Annotated in this window: 15 protein-coding genes; 8 read left to right on the forward strand and 7 right to left on the reverse strand. The window is 57.9% G+C overall.

Annotated elements, in window-relative coordinates; all coding sequences use genetic code 11:
* Positions 1 to 22: 22 nt before the first annotated feature.
* Positions 23 to 1,678 carry an EAL domain-containing protein gene (locus tag IB144_RS13320; protein ID WP_004143447.1) on the reverse strand — a complete coding sequence of 552 codons (1,656 nt, stop codon included), beginning with the start codon at positions 1,676 to 1,678 and terminating at the stop codon, positions 23 to 25.
* 296 nt (positions 1,679 to 1,974) lie between these two features.
* On the opposite strand from IB144_RS13320, the gene IB144_RS13325 reads away from it, so the two are divergent.
* The 3 genes from IB144_RS13325 to map all read left to right on the forward strand — a co-directional run bounded on the left by IB144_RS13325 (position 1,975) and on the right by map (position 3,494).
* The gene (locus tag IB144_RS13325) at positions 1,975 to 2,223 is read left to right on the forward strand and encodes a hypothetical protein (protein WP_002904810.1); all 249 of its coding nucleotides are present in this window, start codon (positions 1,975 to 1,977) and stop codon (positions 2,221 to 2,223) included.
* 289 nt (positions 2,224 to 2,512) lie between these two features.
* The gene (locus tag IB144_RS13330; protein WP_002904808.1) at positions 2,513 to 2,731 is read left to right on the forward strand and encodes a ParD-like family protein; all 219 of its coding nucleotides are present in this window, start codon (positions 2,513 to 2,515) and stop codon (positions 2,729 to 2,731) included.
* Complete coding sequence (map, locus tag IB144_RS13335; protein ID WP_004179825.1) at positions 2,712 to 3,494, forward strand: type I methionyl aminopeptidase; 783 nt, start codon at positions 2,712 to 2,714, stop codon at positions 3,492 to 3,494. The genes IB144_RS13330 and map overlap by 20 nt, the downstream gene beginning before the upstream one ends.
* A 227-nt stretch (positions 3,495 to 3,721) precedes the next feature.
* Here the strand turns inward: map and IB144_RS13340 are convergent, their stop codons facing one another.
* On the reverse strand, positions 3,722 to 4,009 hold the full coding sequence (locus tag IB144_RS13340) for a hypothetical protein (RefSeq protein ID WP_004176193.1): 288 nt from the start codon (positions 4,007 to 4,009) through the stop codon (positions 3,722 to 3,724).
* Between the two features lie 445 nt (positions 4,010 to 4,454).
* Here IB144_RS13340 and IB144_RS13345 point away from each other — a divergent pair, with 445 nt between their 5' ends.
* The 5 genes from IB144_RS13345 to IB144_RS13365 all read left to right on the forward strand — a co-directional run bounded on the left by IB144_RS13345 (position 4,455) and on the right by IB144_RS13365 (position 10,734).
* Complete coding sequence (locus IB144_RS13345; RefSeq protein ID WP_004143457.1) at positions 4,455 to 5,018, forward strand: fimbrial protein; 564 nt, start codon at positions 4,455 to 4,457, stop codon at positions 5,016 to 5,018.
* Positions 5,019 to 5,095: 77 nt separating this feature from the next.
* Entirely contained in the window at positions 5,096 to 5,791 is a 696-nt protein-coding gene (locus IB144_RS13350; RefSeq protein ID WP_004213066.1) for a molecular chaperone, read from the forward strand.
* A 15-nt stretch (positions 5,792 to 5,806) separates the two neighbouring features.
* On the forward strand, positions 5,807 to 8,308 hold the full coding sequence (locus tag IB144_RS13355; protein WP_102016927.1) for a fimbria/pilus outer membrane usher protein: 2,502 nt from the start codon (positions 5,807 to 5,809) through the stop codon (positions 8,306 to 8,308).
* On the forward strand, positions 8,296 to 9,300 hold the full coding sequence (locus tag IB144_RS13360; RefSeq protein WP_004184029.1) for a fimbrial protein: 1,005 nt from the start codon (positions 8,296 to 8,298) through the stop codon (positions 9,298 to 9,300). The genes IB144_RS13355 and IB144_RS13360 overlap by 13 nt, the downstream gene beginning before the upstream one ends.
* A 141-nt stretch (positions 9,301 to 9,441) precedes the next feature.
* A complete protein-coding gene (locus tag IB144_RS13365; protein WP_002904794.1) occupies positions 9,442 to 10,734 on the forward strand; it encodes a glycoside hydrolase family 10 protein in 1,293 nt (430 codons plus the stop codon).
* A 16-nt stretch (positions 10,735 to 10,750) separates the two neighbouring features.
* Here the strand turns inward: IB144_RS13365 and IB144_RS13370 are convergent, their stop codons facing one another.
* From IB144_RS13370 to IB144_RS13390, 5 genes are all read right to left on the reverse strand, one after another.
* On the reverse strand, positions 10,751 to 12,073 hold the full coding sequence (locus tag IB144_RS13370) for a type II toxin-antitoxin system HipA family toxin (RefSeq protein WP_004176197.1): 1,323 nt from the start codon (positions 12,071 to 12,073) through the stop codon (positions 10,751 to 10,753).
* Positions 12,073 to 12,339: a type II toxin-antitoxin system antitoxin HipB gene (hipB, locus tag IB144_RS13375; protein WP_002904790.1), complete on the reverse strand. Its 267-nt coding sequence runs from the start codon at positions 12,337 to 12,339 to the stop codon at positions 12,073 to 12,075. The genes IB144_RS13370 and hipB overlap by 1 nt, the downstream gene beginning before the upstream one ends.
* Positions 12,340 to 12,603: 264 nt before the next feature.
* Positions 12,604 to 12,930 (reverse strand): hydroxyisourate hydrolase, encoded by a 327-nt coding sequence (gene uraH, locus IB144_RS13380; RefSeq protein ID WP_002904788.1) that lies wholly within the window; start codon positions 12,928 to 12,930, stop codon positions 12,604 to 12,606.
* On the reverse strand, positions 12,927 to 13,427 hold the full coding sequence (gene uraD, locus IB144_RS13385) for a 2-oxo-4-hydroxy-4-carboxy-5-ureidoimidazoline decarboxylase (protein WP_002904787.1): 501 nt from the start codon (positions 13,425 to 13,427) through the stop codon (positions 12,927 to 12,929). The genes uraH and uraD overlap by 4 nt, the downstream gene beginning before the upstream one ends.
* The gene (locus IB144_RS13390) at positions 13,405 to 14,784 is read right to left on the reverse strand and encodes a nucleobase:cation symporter-2 family protein (protein WP_004184021.1); all 1,380 of its coding nucleotides are present in this window, start codon (positions 14,782 to 14,784) and stop codon (positions 13,405 to 13,407) included. Before IB144_RS13390 ends, uraD begins: the two co-directional genes overlap by 23 nt.
* Between the last annotated feature and the right edge of the window lie 286 nt (positions 14,785 to 15,070).

Consider the following 15,070-nt stretch of genomic DNA (forward strand, 5'->3'; position numbering starts at 1 on the left):
CCACCAGCGGAGGGTGGGCGCATCAGCGCCGGTCGGGCAGGTGTTTGATATCGACCGGCTCGCCGAACAGAAATCCCTGCATTTCGTCACATCCCTCCTCTTCGAGGATCTGCAGTTGTCCAGCCGTTTCCACCCCCTCGGCGATAAGCGGCGTATTGATCGAATTGCCCAGCGAAATAATGGCTCGCACGAATGAGCGTACCTGAGGGTTGCTCTCCACATCTGTCATAAAGCTGCGGTCGAGTTTGATGACGTCGAAATGAAAATCGCGCAGCATGCTCAGGGAGGAGTAACCGGTGCCAAAGTCATCCAGCGCAATACTGATCCCCATTTTTTGCAGATGATGCAGAACGCTGAACGCCAGCTGTTTATTGATCACAAACGCCGTTTCGGTGACCTCAAACTCCAGCAGACTGACCGGGTAGGCGGTACGCATCAGGATCTCGCGGACTTTTTCGATAAAGCTACGATGACGCAACTGCACCGGAGAGATATTGACCGAAACTTTTCTGTTCAAACCATTTTCCAGCGATTCGTTACACACCTGCTCGAGCACCCAGTAACCTAAGGGCACGATGGCGCCGCTCTCTTCGGCGATGGGAATAAACACGTCCGGCGGGATCGTCCCCAGCTGCGGATGCTGCCAGCGCAGCAGCGCCTCGTAACCGGTGATGCTACGATCTTTGATGTTGCGGATAGCCTGATAGTGGAGCGAAAACTCCCCGGCGTGAATACCGCGCCGGATATCGGCGGCCATCATATTGCGCTGCCGCGTCTTGTCATCCATTTCACGTTCATACCAGCAAATCTTATGGTCGAGGCTGCTTTTTGCCCGATACATAGCCAGATCGGAATTGCTCAGTATCGTATTAATATCCGTGCCGTCCTCCGGGTAGACTGAGATGCCAATGCTGGCGGAGAGAACCACTTCCGTCGCGGCAAACGTCTGCTTACCGCTGAAGCAGTGCCACAGGCGCGCAGCAAAGGCATCCACTTCACCCTCATCGGAAAAAGGTTTAACGGCCACAAACTCATCGCCGCCGAAGCGGGCGACCATCTCCTCCTTCTGCAGCGTTTTGAGCACGGCGCCCGCCACGCGCTGCAGCAGCTGGTCACCAATCAGATGGCCCTGCAGATCGTTAATCTCTTTAAATTTGTCTAAATCGATCGTGAAAATGGCAAAGCGGCGGGCATCATTTCCAGTGATCAGCTTCTCCACCCGTTCAAAAAACTCCACCCGATTGGGTAAACCGGTTAACGCATCGTAGCGCGCCATCCAGGCGATGCGGTCGTTAATCGCCTTCTGTTCACTAATGTCGCGGGTAATTTTGGCAAAACCCAGCAGGGTGTTCTGCTCATCGCGGATGGTATCGATCATGACATGCGCCCAGAATCGGGACCCGTCTTTGCGATACCGCCAGCCTTCCCCTTCAAACTGCCCGCTACGCAGGGCGATTTCCAGGTTTTTTGCGGGTACACCGGAGAGTTGCTCAGCTTCGCTATAGAAGAGACCGAAGTAGCGACCGATGATCTCATCGCTCAGGTACCCTTTTGCCCGGCGGGCGCCCTCATTCCAGCTAATGACCGTGCCGTCGGCGCTCAGCATATAGATGGCATAATCTTTAACGCTTTCAATAAAGTGGCGATAGGCAATATCCGTCAGGTGATCGTTACTCATGGTACAGCGCTCTCTGTGGCTTGATCGTGGCAAAACGCATTAGATATAGCAGAATTACGCCTATTAAGAATACAAGGAGATAGCCTTTTGTTGGCCTCTTTCTGACCCGGACACCGCAGTAGGCGCGGCGGACGCTCTCGTTAAGCGTAGTGGACCAGGCCGTCCGAAGGAGTGATATTCCCCGCGATTTTTGCACTTAGGTCGCCCACTAATAGTTACTTTTATTGATTAAAAAGTTTGATTGAAAGAATAAATAAAAGGAGTAATGTTAATAATACTTTCTATGGAGGTTAAATATGTTGCGTGATTATTTAAAAGTGGAAAAAGAAGACCAGCTTGTTGAACAACAGAGTCGGCATGACAATAGCCAGCATTATTCTTCGGTGACCGAATGGGTTATTTTAAGTAAAGATGGCCAGCGCAAAGGCCGGGTATCCCTGTTCGACCGCTTCACCACCCGCCGCTCCTGGAGCGACAGTTTCCGCATTACGCAGTTCGATAATGCGGGTAAAGTGGTGGTGGATAAACTCACTGACGCGCTGTAAATCCTTCCGATTCCCGGCCTGACGGGAGAATATTAATACGCAAAATTAACACCTGCATAAAATATATTGATGCGTCGCCATCATGTTATTTTCTTTCTGCATACCGATAATCTAATGGGTAATTTTCGCCATGGTGCACAGCGCGAATTTTTAACCCGAAAAAATGCTGAATATAAGCCCGCTGGTCGGGCTTTTTTGCATGGTGCTCGCCATCCACGCCACAAAATGCCAAGGACATCCCGCGCTGGATTGCATACGATGTATATACGAATCATTACGGTATATATCTATGGGAATCGTCAAAATCTCCGATCTGCTGCACGATGATATTCGTGATGCCAGCAAAGCCATGTCCCGCTCCGTCAATGCCCAGGCGGAATACTGGATCCGTCTGGGCATGATGAGCGAACTCTACCCTGAGCTTAACCACCAGCAGATCAAACTGCTGATGCTGAAATCCGGCTCTGACCGTCTGCTGGAGGTGATCAATGCCATCAATAATCATTAAAACCGCCGACGAACTCGCCCGGCAGCGCCATGCCGGCCAGCTGCTGGCGTCAGTGTTTGATATGCTGGATACTTTTATCGTTCCCGGCGTAACGACGATGGCGATTAACGATCGAGTGGAAGATTTTATCGTCAACCAGCTGCACGCCCGCCCGGCCAGCAAGGGGCAATACGATTTTCCCTATGTGTTGAACACTTCCATTAACGATGTGGTGTGCCACGGGATCCCCAAAGCGACCGAACATCTGCGCTCCGGGATGATTGTTAACGTCGATATCACCCTCGAGAAAGCGGGCATGATTGCCGACTCCAGTAAGATGTACCTGATAGGCGATGTCTCCCCGCTGGCCCGCCGGCTGGTAAAGACTACCTATGAAGCGATGTGGAAAGGCATTGAGGTGGTGAAGCCTGGCGCGACGCTGGGCGATATTGGCCACGCTATTCAGCGCTGGGTGGAGGAACATGGCTATAGCGTGGTCAGAGAATATTGCGGTCACGGCGTCGGTCAGGAAATGCATGAGGAACCGCAGGTGCTGCATTACGGCCGCCCCGGAGAAGGCGCCGTGCTGCAGGAAGGCATGGTGTTCACCATTGAGCCGATGGTCAACCAGGGCGACAGCCGTATCAAAACCAAAAAAGATGGCTGGACGGTGGTTACCCGCGATAAAAAACTCTCCGCGCAATGGGAGCACACCGTGGCCGTCACCGCCAACGGTTTTGAGGTGCTGACGTTACGCGACGATGAACAGTCGCGGATCCGCTGAGTTGCTTCCCTTTCTCTATGACGGTGGGCCGCTTTCCGATCCCGGAGCTCGCTTGGGCGCCAGACGACACCTGATTCTGCCGCCGGGCGGCGGCAATAATTGTTTTCATGAATGATTTTCTGCGCGCGCGTCTGCCCGCTGGTTATGGCTGATGCGCGCATAAACCGCACAACGGTTTATCCTTTACCTCCTTGCATCAGCTTACTCTTCATTGCCTTTATCCCGCCTTAGCGATAGCGAATAATGACATCCGCTTCACTATGCTGCGCATTTCGCCAGTGAATACTGACCTCACCACGATTGTCCGGCATGGCGTAGCGAGGACGGTTGTTTGTCAAGGCGACCTGTTCCGGTGAATGGTGCTGGCACGAGACATCGATACGATCGTGCCGGGGGGCGATAACACAGGCCGGATTGATGACCCGTCCTGAAAAATGAACCTGGCCGGAAAGCGCAGCAGACGACGCCAGCGGCGCCAGGCACAGACATAGCAGAGCGAGACGGAATGGAGACATAGCAATCTTCCTTGATAACGGGTGACACTGCGCGGCACAGCATCGTTTCTGTGCCCTACAACCTGCGGCTTCCTGCCGTCACTCCACGCTACTGCAAAATAGCGGCAGCGTAAATGATTATTCCGGGTCACCCGGTCAACTGCCGGGAATAACAGCAACTTTTTCGTAAAATTTGCTCAGAACAGTTATCTCCCGGAAATAATGCATTATACGTATGGGACTCTTTTTAATATTTAATGAGATTATACTTACACCAAAAAATAAATAATGTTACAGCTTAACACATCTTATCAATGGGCCTTTACGATGTTCTCCGTATAATCCCGCCCCCGACGGTAACATACATTAGCGATGCTTACCGTTTTTTTGTGAACAGAAATAAAAAACATGCTTTAAAAATGTTAAACGCTTTTGTTAACTTGTGATTATTTAATAAGGTTTGAGTATGAAAGAAAAAGGCACCCTGCTGGTTGTTGGTTCACTGCTGGCCTTAAGTCTGGCTACTGTGACCACCGCCCGCGCGGCGGGTACACTGAATTTCACCGGTAAAATTATTAACGAGTCCTGCCAGATCGCCAATAACGGTGGCGATGTTAATGTCGATTTTGGCAACGTCGATATGTCGGCGCTGAAATCCCATGAAGCGAAAACCGCAGAAACGCCGTTCACTATCAACCTCACCGGTTGCCCACTGGCGCAGAACATCAGTATCAGCCTGGAAGGTACTCCGGATACCAACGCTAACGGCACCAGCGCCGCCGTGCTGGCGCTCTCTGACGCCGCGGATACCGCCAAAGGGGTGGGCATTGAAGTCTTCTCTTCCCCTGACGGCTCAACGGAAGGCACTCAGCTGACCTTTGACAAGCAGAGCAAAACGGCGGTTTCGCAAGCCGACGAAAACGGTGATATTGCATTTAACTTTATTGCCGATCTGAAGAGCGATTCCTCACAGGATGTCACCGCCGGCAATATTAATGCCACGGCCAATATTGATATTGTGTACGAATAGAATGTCCTGATTGCCACTTTTCCAAGGGCAGCGTCCCCCTGCCCTTATTCTCATTCCTCGTGACCGGATCCTCAATTATGCAGTGTTATAAAGCGGCTTTTATCCTGAGCCTTCTCTTTTGCCCGTTCCTGGCGTCTGCCGCCGGGGTTGCCATTGCCGGCACACGTGTCATCTATAATGAACAAAGCCATGAGGCAGACATCACGGTAAAAAACACCAATCCTCACGATCCGGTGCTTATTCAGAGCTGGGTAGACGATCTGGCTGATAATAATAAATCACCGTTTATCGTCACCCCGCCATTGTTCCGTCTGGATGCCGGAGACAGCAACGATCTGCGCGTGTTATTAACCTCGGCGCAACTGCCAAACGATCGGGAAAGTTTGTTCACCCTGAATATCAAAGTGATTCCCGCCAATACCGCGCCGGCTGGCGAGAACATTCTGCAATTTGCTATAAAGAATCAACTGAAGCTCATTTATCGCCCGGCAGGGCTCCCTGGCTCGGCGCTCGACGCGGCGCAGCACCTGCGCTGGCGGGTCAGCGGCAACCACCTGCAGGCGGAGAATGCCTCCCCCTATTATGTGACTATCACCACGCTCAGCTGCGCGGGCCAGAACCAGAAAACGCCGCTTGAGCGCAGCGTGATTGCTCCTCACAGCCGTGAAGAGTATTCCCTCCCCGGCGAGGCCTGCGCCCGCGAGGTGAGCTGGCGCATTCTGGATGACTTTGGCGCTGTGCAGACGTTTAGCGCTCCCGTTTCGGCGCACTAAGCGTCTGATGTCGCGATGCGCCATGGCCCGGCTCATACCGTTACCGTCGTCAGCCTCTCCATCCTGCTGGGCGGACAGAGCGCGCTCTTGCACGCCCAGGCGACCTTTAATATGGATCTGCTGGAGAAAAACGACCATTTGCCGGCAGTGGATCTGCAACGCTTCAATCAGCAGGCGGGCCAGCCGCCAGGCGCCTATCCGGTGAGCTGGCAGGTCAACGGCGTCACGCTGGACGCCCGTAAGACCGTCACGTTTCGCCAGAACGATCGCGGACAGCTCACGCCCTGCCTTAAGCCGGAAGATCTGCTGCAGGCCGGAGTTAACCCGGCCGTGCTGTCCCAGGCGACCGGCGCAACGTCCCGCTCATGTCCCGAACTCAACGCGCTGCTGCCGGGCAGCACGGTCAATTTCGATTTTGCTCATCAGCGGCTGGTAATGACCATTCCTCAGGCGCTGATGACGCACCGGGCGAGGGATAATGTTCCCTCTGCGCTGTGGGACGAAGGTATTAGCGCCTTCCAGAGTAACTATCGTTATTCAGGCGCCAGCCAGCGTACCCGCGAGGGCAGCACCGAGCGCGATAACTATCTGATGTTGAAAAGCGGCGTGAACGTCGGCGCCTGGCGCCTGCGCGCCAGCAATAACCTGACCGCCAACAGCGATGATAAGCCCCAGTGGACGACCAGCGGCGCCTGGCTTGAGCGCGACCTGACGCGCTGGCAGAGTGAACTGACCCTCGGGGATACCTTCACGTCGGGCGATGTGTTTGACGCGGTACAGTTTCAGGGAATATCCCTCGCCTCCAGCGATGCAATGCTCCCGGACTCGCAGAAAGGTTTTGCCCCGACCATCCGCGGGATTGCCAGAACCAACGCCCAGGTCACGGTTCGGCAAAATGGCTACGTGCTGTATCAAACCTACGTCACCCCCGGCGCGTTCGTGATTGACGATCTTTATCCCACCGCCAGCAGCGGCAATCTTGAGGTTGCCGTCAAAGAGTCGGATGGCGAAATCCGCCGCTTCACCCAGCCGTATGCTTCGGTGACCAGCATGCAGCGCGAAGGCAGCCTGAAATACAACCTGGTCGCCGGGCGCTACCATAGCGACGATGCCAGCCAGCGGCCGTTGATGATGCAGCTGTCGCTGATGCGCGGGTTCGCCCACAACCTGACGCTGTTTGGCGGACTGCAGAGCGCGGCGCAATACCATAACCTCTCGCTCGGCGCAGGACAGGGTTTGGGAGAAGCCGGGGCGCTCTCGCTGCAGCTGTTAAACGCCCGCGACCGGCACCAGCAGGATCCGATCGATGGCCGGGCCTGGCAGCTCCAGTACAGCAAAGGTTTTGATCGTCTCGGCACGCAGTTGACTTTCACCGGCTGGCGTTATTCGCATCAGCGCTATGCCACGCTGAGCGAGGCGTATTCCAGCCCGGATCCCGACGCCGACTCGCGGGATAACGACAACAAAAAAACGACCCTGCAAATCACCGCCAGCCAGAGCCTGCCGTACGATATCACCCTCTATCTGAGTCTCGACCAGGACAGCTACTGGTCAGGGGGCGCCACACAGCGTACCGCCAATATGGGGATCAGCAGCCAGGTTCACGGTATCGCGTGGTCGCTCAGCTACAGCGACTCCCGCAGCAGCCACGGTGACGAGGAGGATGACGAGCCGCATTCCGACAAAGTAGTGACGTTATCACTTTCCGTGCCGTTGAGCCACCTGCTGCCGGGGAGCTATGCCGGCTATACCCTGACCTCCTCCCGCCACAGCGTTGGCAGTCAGATGGTCAGCCTCAACGGCACATTGCTGGACAATCACGCGCTTAGCTACGCCGTCAGCCAAACCCGCGATCGGCAAAACGGGTCCAGCGGCAGCCTGACGGCCGGGTACAGCAGTGGAAGAGGCGATCTGAATCTCGGCTACAGCCACGATTCGCAGGCCGCTCGTCTGAACTACGGCGCCAGCGGGGGCATTCTGATTCACCGCCACGGGGTAGTCTTTACGCCGGAAATGAATGGCGCTGTCGTCCTGATTGACGCCGGTGGCGCCGGGGGTGTGACCCTCGCCAACCAGAAAACCATCGCCACCAATGGTGACGGGTACGCCGTGCTGCCCTTCGCCACCGCCTATCACCGCAACGACGTCTCTCTCGACAGCCATTCGCTGCCGGAGAATGTGGATCTGGCCAACAGCACCGTGACGCTGGTCCCTACCAAAGACGCGGTGGTTCTGGCGCGCTTTCACACCCACGTTGGCTATAAGGCGCTGTTTACGCTGCAGTCGCGGGGACAACCGCTGCCCTTTGGCAGCGAAGTACGCGCCAAAGACACCAACAGCATCGTTGCCAGCGAGGGTCAGGTGTACCTGGCCGGCCTGGCGCCAAAAGGCACCCTTTATGCGCAATGGGGGCCGGGCCCTCAGCAGCGCTGTAGCGCCCGCTACGATCTCACCCCGACGCTGGCGCAGACCCCCCATCCACTCATTTTACAGCAGACGTTATCATGTCCTTTTTAACTCTCCTGCGTCGGGTCGCCATGACGCTGTTATTTATTCTGTTACCGGCCGCCAGCGGATGGGCCTGTACGCCAGTGTTTGTCCGCGGCCAGGCCTCCACCCTTCGGCTGAACGTGGGGCAGCTCACGGTTCCGGCTGACGCCAGACCCGGCACCCCGCTGTATCATAAAAGTTTCGCCTGGAACCGCCTTAGCGACGGCGGCGAACAGTGGATCCGCTGCGCGGACGATCCGCACGGGTTGTCGCCGCTGCTGCTGGACAGTCTGCTGTCCGGGGGAGTGACGCGACCGACGGTTTATCAAACTAACCTCGCCGGCATTGGCGTTCGCGTATCGCTGCGCGCTATCGGCGGCTATGGCGGCTTTCCTGACCGGCCGACGCCCTCGCCGTTTAGCCAACGGGTGGACAATCCCGCCGCCTTGCCCGATGCGGTGTGGAAACTGGGCTATTTCCGCCTGACGATTGAGCTCATTAAAACCGGTCCCGCGGCGACGCCGGGCGAGCTTGAGTATCACAGCGAGCGCTTTTTAATGGCGGAGCATACCCCGCTGGCCGCGTTAGACTTAACCGGCAGGATCAGCACCGCGGGATGTTCAGTGAATGACGCCACGCCAGCCCTGATTAAGCTCCCTGCGGCGATGCTTGACCACTTCGGCGGCGTCGGCAAAACCACCGGCGACACCCCTTTTGCGCTGCAGCTGGATTGCAACAGCGCGGTCACGATTTCCCTGCGAGTTGACGGCGCGGAGCCCCTCTCCGCCCGGGGGCATGGCGTTCTGCGCAATGACGCCACCGACGATCGGGCGCAGGGTATTGGCGTGCAGTTGCTTTACCATCGTCAGCCGGTCGTACTGAATCATGAGATGACGCTGGGCAGCGCGAGCGCGGGCCGGTTTACCCTGCCGCTCACTGCCCGCTACTACCAGACACGTTCCCGGATCACCGCCGGTCAGGTGTCGGCCGTCGCGACCTATACCTTGCATTATGACTAGGCGATGGCGAACCGACGGATGAAGCGGATGAAGGAATTGCTCTGACCGGCGAATCGTAAGAGAATAGCGCCTACACGCGACGATCTGAGTACACGGGAGTTCATCATCAGCCATTCTCGTCGATTCCCCTTAGCCAGCAAAGTGGCGCTGGCAGGCGCGGCGCTCATCGCCGCTGGCATGCTGTTCAGCTGCACCAGTAAAGCCCCTAAATCCCTTGTCACGCCGCCGAACGCTGCCGCCGTCAAAGCCGGGCAGGCGCACCGGGAGCCGGTGCGCGGCGTGTGGCTCACCACCGTTTCGCGCCTTGACTGGCCGCCGGTCGGGTCGATTATCGCCAGCACGCCGGAGAGCCGCATCACGCAGCAGAAGCTGGCGCTGATCGCTAAACTCGATAACCTGCAGCGCCTGGGGATCAACACCGTCTTTTTCCAGGTGAAACCGGACGGTACGGCGCTCTGGCGGTCGGATATTCTGCCGTGGTCCGATATGCTGACCGGCAAAATCGGCGAATACCCTGGCTACGATCCGCTGCAGTTTATGCTGGATGAAGCGCACAAGCGCGGCATGAAGGTTCACGCGTGGTTTAACCCCTACCGCGTCTCGGTCAACACCAAACCGTCGACGATTGCCGAGCTGAACAACACCCTCACCCAGGTACCGGCCAGCGTGTTCGTCCTGCACCGTAACTGGATCCGCACCGCCAGCGATCGCTTTGTCCTCGACCCGGGCATTCCCGAAGCGCGTGATTGGATCACCAGCATCGTCGCTGAAGTGGTGCAGAACTACCCGATTGACGGCGTGCAGTTCGACGACTATTTCTACACCGAAACCGCCTCTTCACCGCTTAACGACAACGAGACTTTCCGCCGTTACGGGCAGGGCTATGCCTCGAAGGGCGACTGGCGGCGGCATAACACCCAGCAGCTCATAGCCCAGGTTTCCACCACCATCAAAAAGCTCAATCCGAACGTCGAGTTTGGCGTGAGCCCGGCCGGGGTGTGGCGCAACCGCTCCCACGATCCGGCGGGGTCCGATACCCGGGGCGCGGCCGCCTATGATGAATCCTATGCCGATACCCGCAGCTGGGTGCAGCAGGGACTGCTCGACTACATCGCGCCGCAGATCTACTGGCCGTTTGCTCGCGATGCCGCGCGCTATGATGTGCTGGCCAACTGGTGGGCCGAGGTGGTTAAACCGACGCATACCCGGCTGTATATCGGCGTGGCGCTGTACAAGGTGGGTGAACCGTCCAAAAATGAGCCTGACTGGACGGTGGATGGCGGCGTGCCGGAGCTGAAAAAGCAGCTCGATCTCAATGAGACTCTGCCGCAGATCCAGGGCACCATCCTGTTCCGCGAAAACAACCTCAATCAGCCGCAAACCCGGCAGGCGGTTAACTATTTGCGCAGCCGCTGGGGGCAGCCGCAGAGCTAGCCGCCAGCCGGCTCTGCTATAGCGCCTGCAGCCCTTGCTGCAGGCGGGCGTGCAGCTTCAGCATGTTCTCTGTAATGGCCTGCCAGACGTGGCTGGAAAAGTCCGCCGGCAGCGTCCGGCGAGCGCTTTCGATTGCCTGCGGCACATGCCCGGCAAACTCCTGGAGGATCGCCAGCATCTGCTCCCGGGGAAAGTTCACCGCTTTGGCCGTCGCCAGAAAATGACGCGGATAGATGGCGTTAATCTCTGTTTTACGCCCTTTTGTAGCATTGAGCCCCATCGACAGCTTCAGATCGCGCAGATGCAGTCCCGTGCCGCCCAGCACCGGAAACGCCGAAATAATGTCGTAGAACGGTGTTAAGCGGTAGCTGCCGCCGGGCAACAGGTAAATTGAGAAGTTTTTTGCGTGACCGTCCGTCGCCCCCGTCAGCCACTGGAAGACCATGAACTTCATAAAGTCATAGCGATCTTTCAGCGCTTCACTCGAGCCCAGCAGAAAGGTCATGATCGCGGCGATACCCGGCCCGCCGTCAGACTCATATTTCATCGCTGAAGGAAGACCAAAAGCCTGACACAGATCCTCCTGCGGCAGACGCAGCAGCACCCGTCCCTCCTGCGCCCAGCGCCGGTCGAAGCGGGTTACCGCCAGGGCGCGGATCCGCGGGGTGGCGATGATCTCCGCTTCCGGCACCGCCAGGCCCAGTTCTCTGGCCAGCGCCAGGCACAGATACTCATTATCCACGCTTTCACGCAGATCCAGCGTCGCATTGGGCTGCTTGATCTCGCCGATGGGCAGCTTAATGATATGCGTGGTCGGCGTGGCGCCCTGCGGAATACACCACTGCTCGCCCATCCGCAGCAGCGCCGTTTTCTCCTGGGCGCCGGCCACCGAGATACGGAAATCGTCCTGGCCGGTAATCATCCCGAGGGGGATATCCGACTGGTAAGCGGTCAGCAAAGCGGTGAGCTGCGCCTCGTCCAGTGTCTGCCAGCGTAATCCTTCCAGGTGCGCCTCTTCCCCCGGCGGCAGGAGGGTCACCGCCCCTACGCTATCCCGCCCGACTTCGGCCAGCAGATCGAACGGCTGCTTCGAGCGCGCCTGATAGCGCCTGACGATCCGGTCGCGGACCTGCGGGCTGTCGGGCAGCAGGTTATCAAAATAGTGATACACCGCGTCGGCAGTGATATTGCCATACTGCAGCGGCAGTGAGAGGGAGAGCGGTCTGGCGCGCGGGCTGCGCAGCCACTCTTCGTCATAGCGAAAACTGTGCGCCCCGTTAGCCTGGCGGGTTAAGGTTCCCACGCGCACATTGTTCATCCAGGTGGTAAGCGTCGCCATTACCAGTCAAGGTCCGTGTTGTTATCGGGAGCCGGCGCCGTCTCAGCAGCTTTGGCGTTCAGCGTCATCACCACCCCCAGCGACTGGAGGATCTTAAACAGCGTGGTTAAGGTGGTTTTGTCGGGGTGATTTTCAAAATTGGACAGCGTGGCCTGCTTAATGCCGATCCGCCTGGCCAGCGCATCCTGGGTCCAGTGGTTCTGCTGGCGCAGCAGCTTCAGGTAATTGGCCAGCTGCACGGGACTGTATATCTGCGGGGAATTCATCGCCTTGTTCCTCACCATCATTTATCCCCCTGTCGGGATAAACTTGGTTTTATACCCTGTAGGGGATAATGTCAAGGTTATCCCCTGGTGGGGATAGGAGAATAATTATCCTTGTGTGGGGATAAAACAGGAAGGATGATCGCCGGAGCCACCTGTACATGCCCGGTGGCGGCTGCGCCTTACCGGGCCTACGGGCTGTCTCTGCCCGCTCCGTAACGATCCAGGCCGGGCAAGCGCAGCGCCGCCCGGCAGCGGACAGCCGGCTTAGCTGCCGCGGTAGGTCGACCACCCGCCCGGGGCGATGAGAAACGGCAGATGGAAATGGTCCTCTGCCGCCTCGCCGATAACAAAATCAATCTGCGCCCGGGTAAAGACGCTCTCGCGCCCGGCGCGGGCAAACCACGCCCCGGTTTCCGCTGTTAAGCAATAGCGCCCCGCCGGCAGCGGCGCGGCGCTAAAGGTGGCGATACGCCCCTGGGCGTTGGTCACCAGGTTCGCCAGCGTCTCGCCCTCCCGGCTCAGGCTGACCGTTACGCCTTCTGCCGGCGTACCGGTGGAAATATCCAGAATATGGGTGCTCAGGGTGCTCATTCGCCAATCACTCCTTCCAGTCTTAACATCGTAATCTCTCGCAGCTGGGCAAGCGCCTCGGCCACTTCTTCGTCGGCGGTATGCTGCAGCCGGCGCGTCAGCGCCTGCAACATCTCATCGCCGCTGCGCCCTTTGGCGCGGATTAAAAACACCCGGCCAAAGCGGGCTTCGTAGCGGGCATTCCCCTCCCGCAGGGCCTGCGCGAGCCGCTCATTCTCGCTGTCCACCGCCGACTGCTCCTGGCGCGACAGCGCCGCATGCGCCTGGCCGCCGGTCGGCTTTTCACCGATCCGCGGATGGGCGCTGAGCGCCGCGTTCAGCTCATCCTCTCCCCAGTTAGCCATCGCCTTACGGGCGGCCTGCAGCAGCGCATGGCGGCTGGCGAAAGGTCGTAAGCTCACCAGCATCTCGCCCCAGGCCGGGATCGCCACGCAAGGGGCCAGCAGCCCCGCCGCCTCATCTTTGCTCAGGCTGTTAAACTGACTCAGCGCGATCATCCTGACTCCTTAACGATTTCGTCGCCGCCTGCTCCTGCGGCAGAATAAGGTTCAGCGCTATCGCTACCAGCCCACCGCTGGTGGCCGCCGAACCGAACAGATCGCCGACCATCGGCGGAAAATGGCTGAGAAACGCCGGCACCGACTCCACGCCAAGACCCGCGCCAAACGCCAGCCCCACGATCAGCACATCGCGACGGCTCAGCGGGGTCTGGGTAATAATCCGGATCCCGGCCGCCACCACGCAGCCAAACATCACCATCGTGGCGCCCCCCAGCACCGGCGCCGGGATCTGCCGCAGCAGTTCGCCCACCGGGGGAAACAGCCCGAGCAGGATCAGAATCACGCCAATGTAGCGTCCGACATAGCGGCTGGCCACCCCGGTCATCTGGATCACGCCGTTGTTCTGCGCGAAGGTGGTGTTCGGAAAAGCACAGAGCATGGCCGCCACCATACAGCTGACGCCATCCGCCAGGATACCGCCCTTCAGCCGGTTACGGAAAGCGCGATCGTCAACAGACTGTTGCGAAATCAGCGAGTTGGCCGTCAGATCGCCCACCGCCTCCAGAATACAGACCAGCGACACCAGGGCGACCGGCAGAAATATCGCGCTGTTAAACTGAAAGCCAAACGGAAACAGCGTCGGCAGGCGAAACAGGGTGTCGCCCAGGCTGTGAAGATGGAACTGACCGCTCAGCCCCGCTGCGATGCAGCCCACGGCAATGCCCACCACCACCGAGGAGAGCCGCAGCCAGCGGTTTTTGGCGCAGCTCAGCAGGACGATAACCCCGAGGGTGCCCGCCCCGAGCGCGATATTGCTCATGCTGGCGAAATCCTCGGCCTTTTCCCCACCGCACCAGTTGATGACGCTGACCTTGATCAGGCTGATGCCGATCAGCGCAATCACGCTGCCGGTAATGATGGGAGTAAAGATTTTCTTCAGCGGTTCGATAAAGCGGCTGACAATCACCGGCACCAGAGCGGCGACAAAGTTAACGCCAAACAGCATCGCCATCATATCCTGCGGCCCGCCGCCCTGGGCTTTTACCCACATCCCTCCGGCCACCGTCACGCCGAGGAAGGCAAAACTGGTGCCCTGCATGCAGATCATCCCGGCGCCGATGCCCCATACCCGATTGGACTGCAGAAAAGTGCCAATGCCCGAGGCCAGCAGCGACATACTGATGAGATACGGCAGCCAGTCGCCAAGCCCGAGGGTAGCGCCGATAATCAGCGGCGGCGTGATGATCCCCACCAGGCCCGCCAGCACATGCTGGAGAGCGCTGAAAAAGGCCGGAAGCGGTGGGATCCGCTGTTCAAGGCCGTAAAGCAGGCCACTGTGATGTTCGTCAGACATAGTGATATCCCGTAGCAAAGAGAAGTGCATGGGCTTGTGCACAAAGCAGGCCAGAGACGACAAAAGGGCACCAATAAATTTATTATCACTCCAAAATCATCAACTTAGATTACGCTCGTGATGCATCACTCCTCTTCACTGCTGAACCAGGCGCCTGAAACGATAGATTCTTAATGCAACATACAGAAACTTTTGATTCATAAAAAGGCAACCAATACCTCACATTGCACCGATGCGGTGCGTCATGAGCCATCGCTGTGCCTCAGGCAGGCGGTTTTCCTCCCTC

This window comes from Klebsiella sp. K4 (genome assembly GCF_014596785.2).
Classification (GTDB): domain Bacteria; phylum Pseudomonadota; class Gammaproteobacteria; order Enterobacterales; family Enterobacteriaceae; genus Klebsiella; species Klebsiella pneumoniae.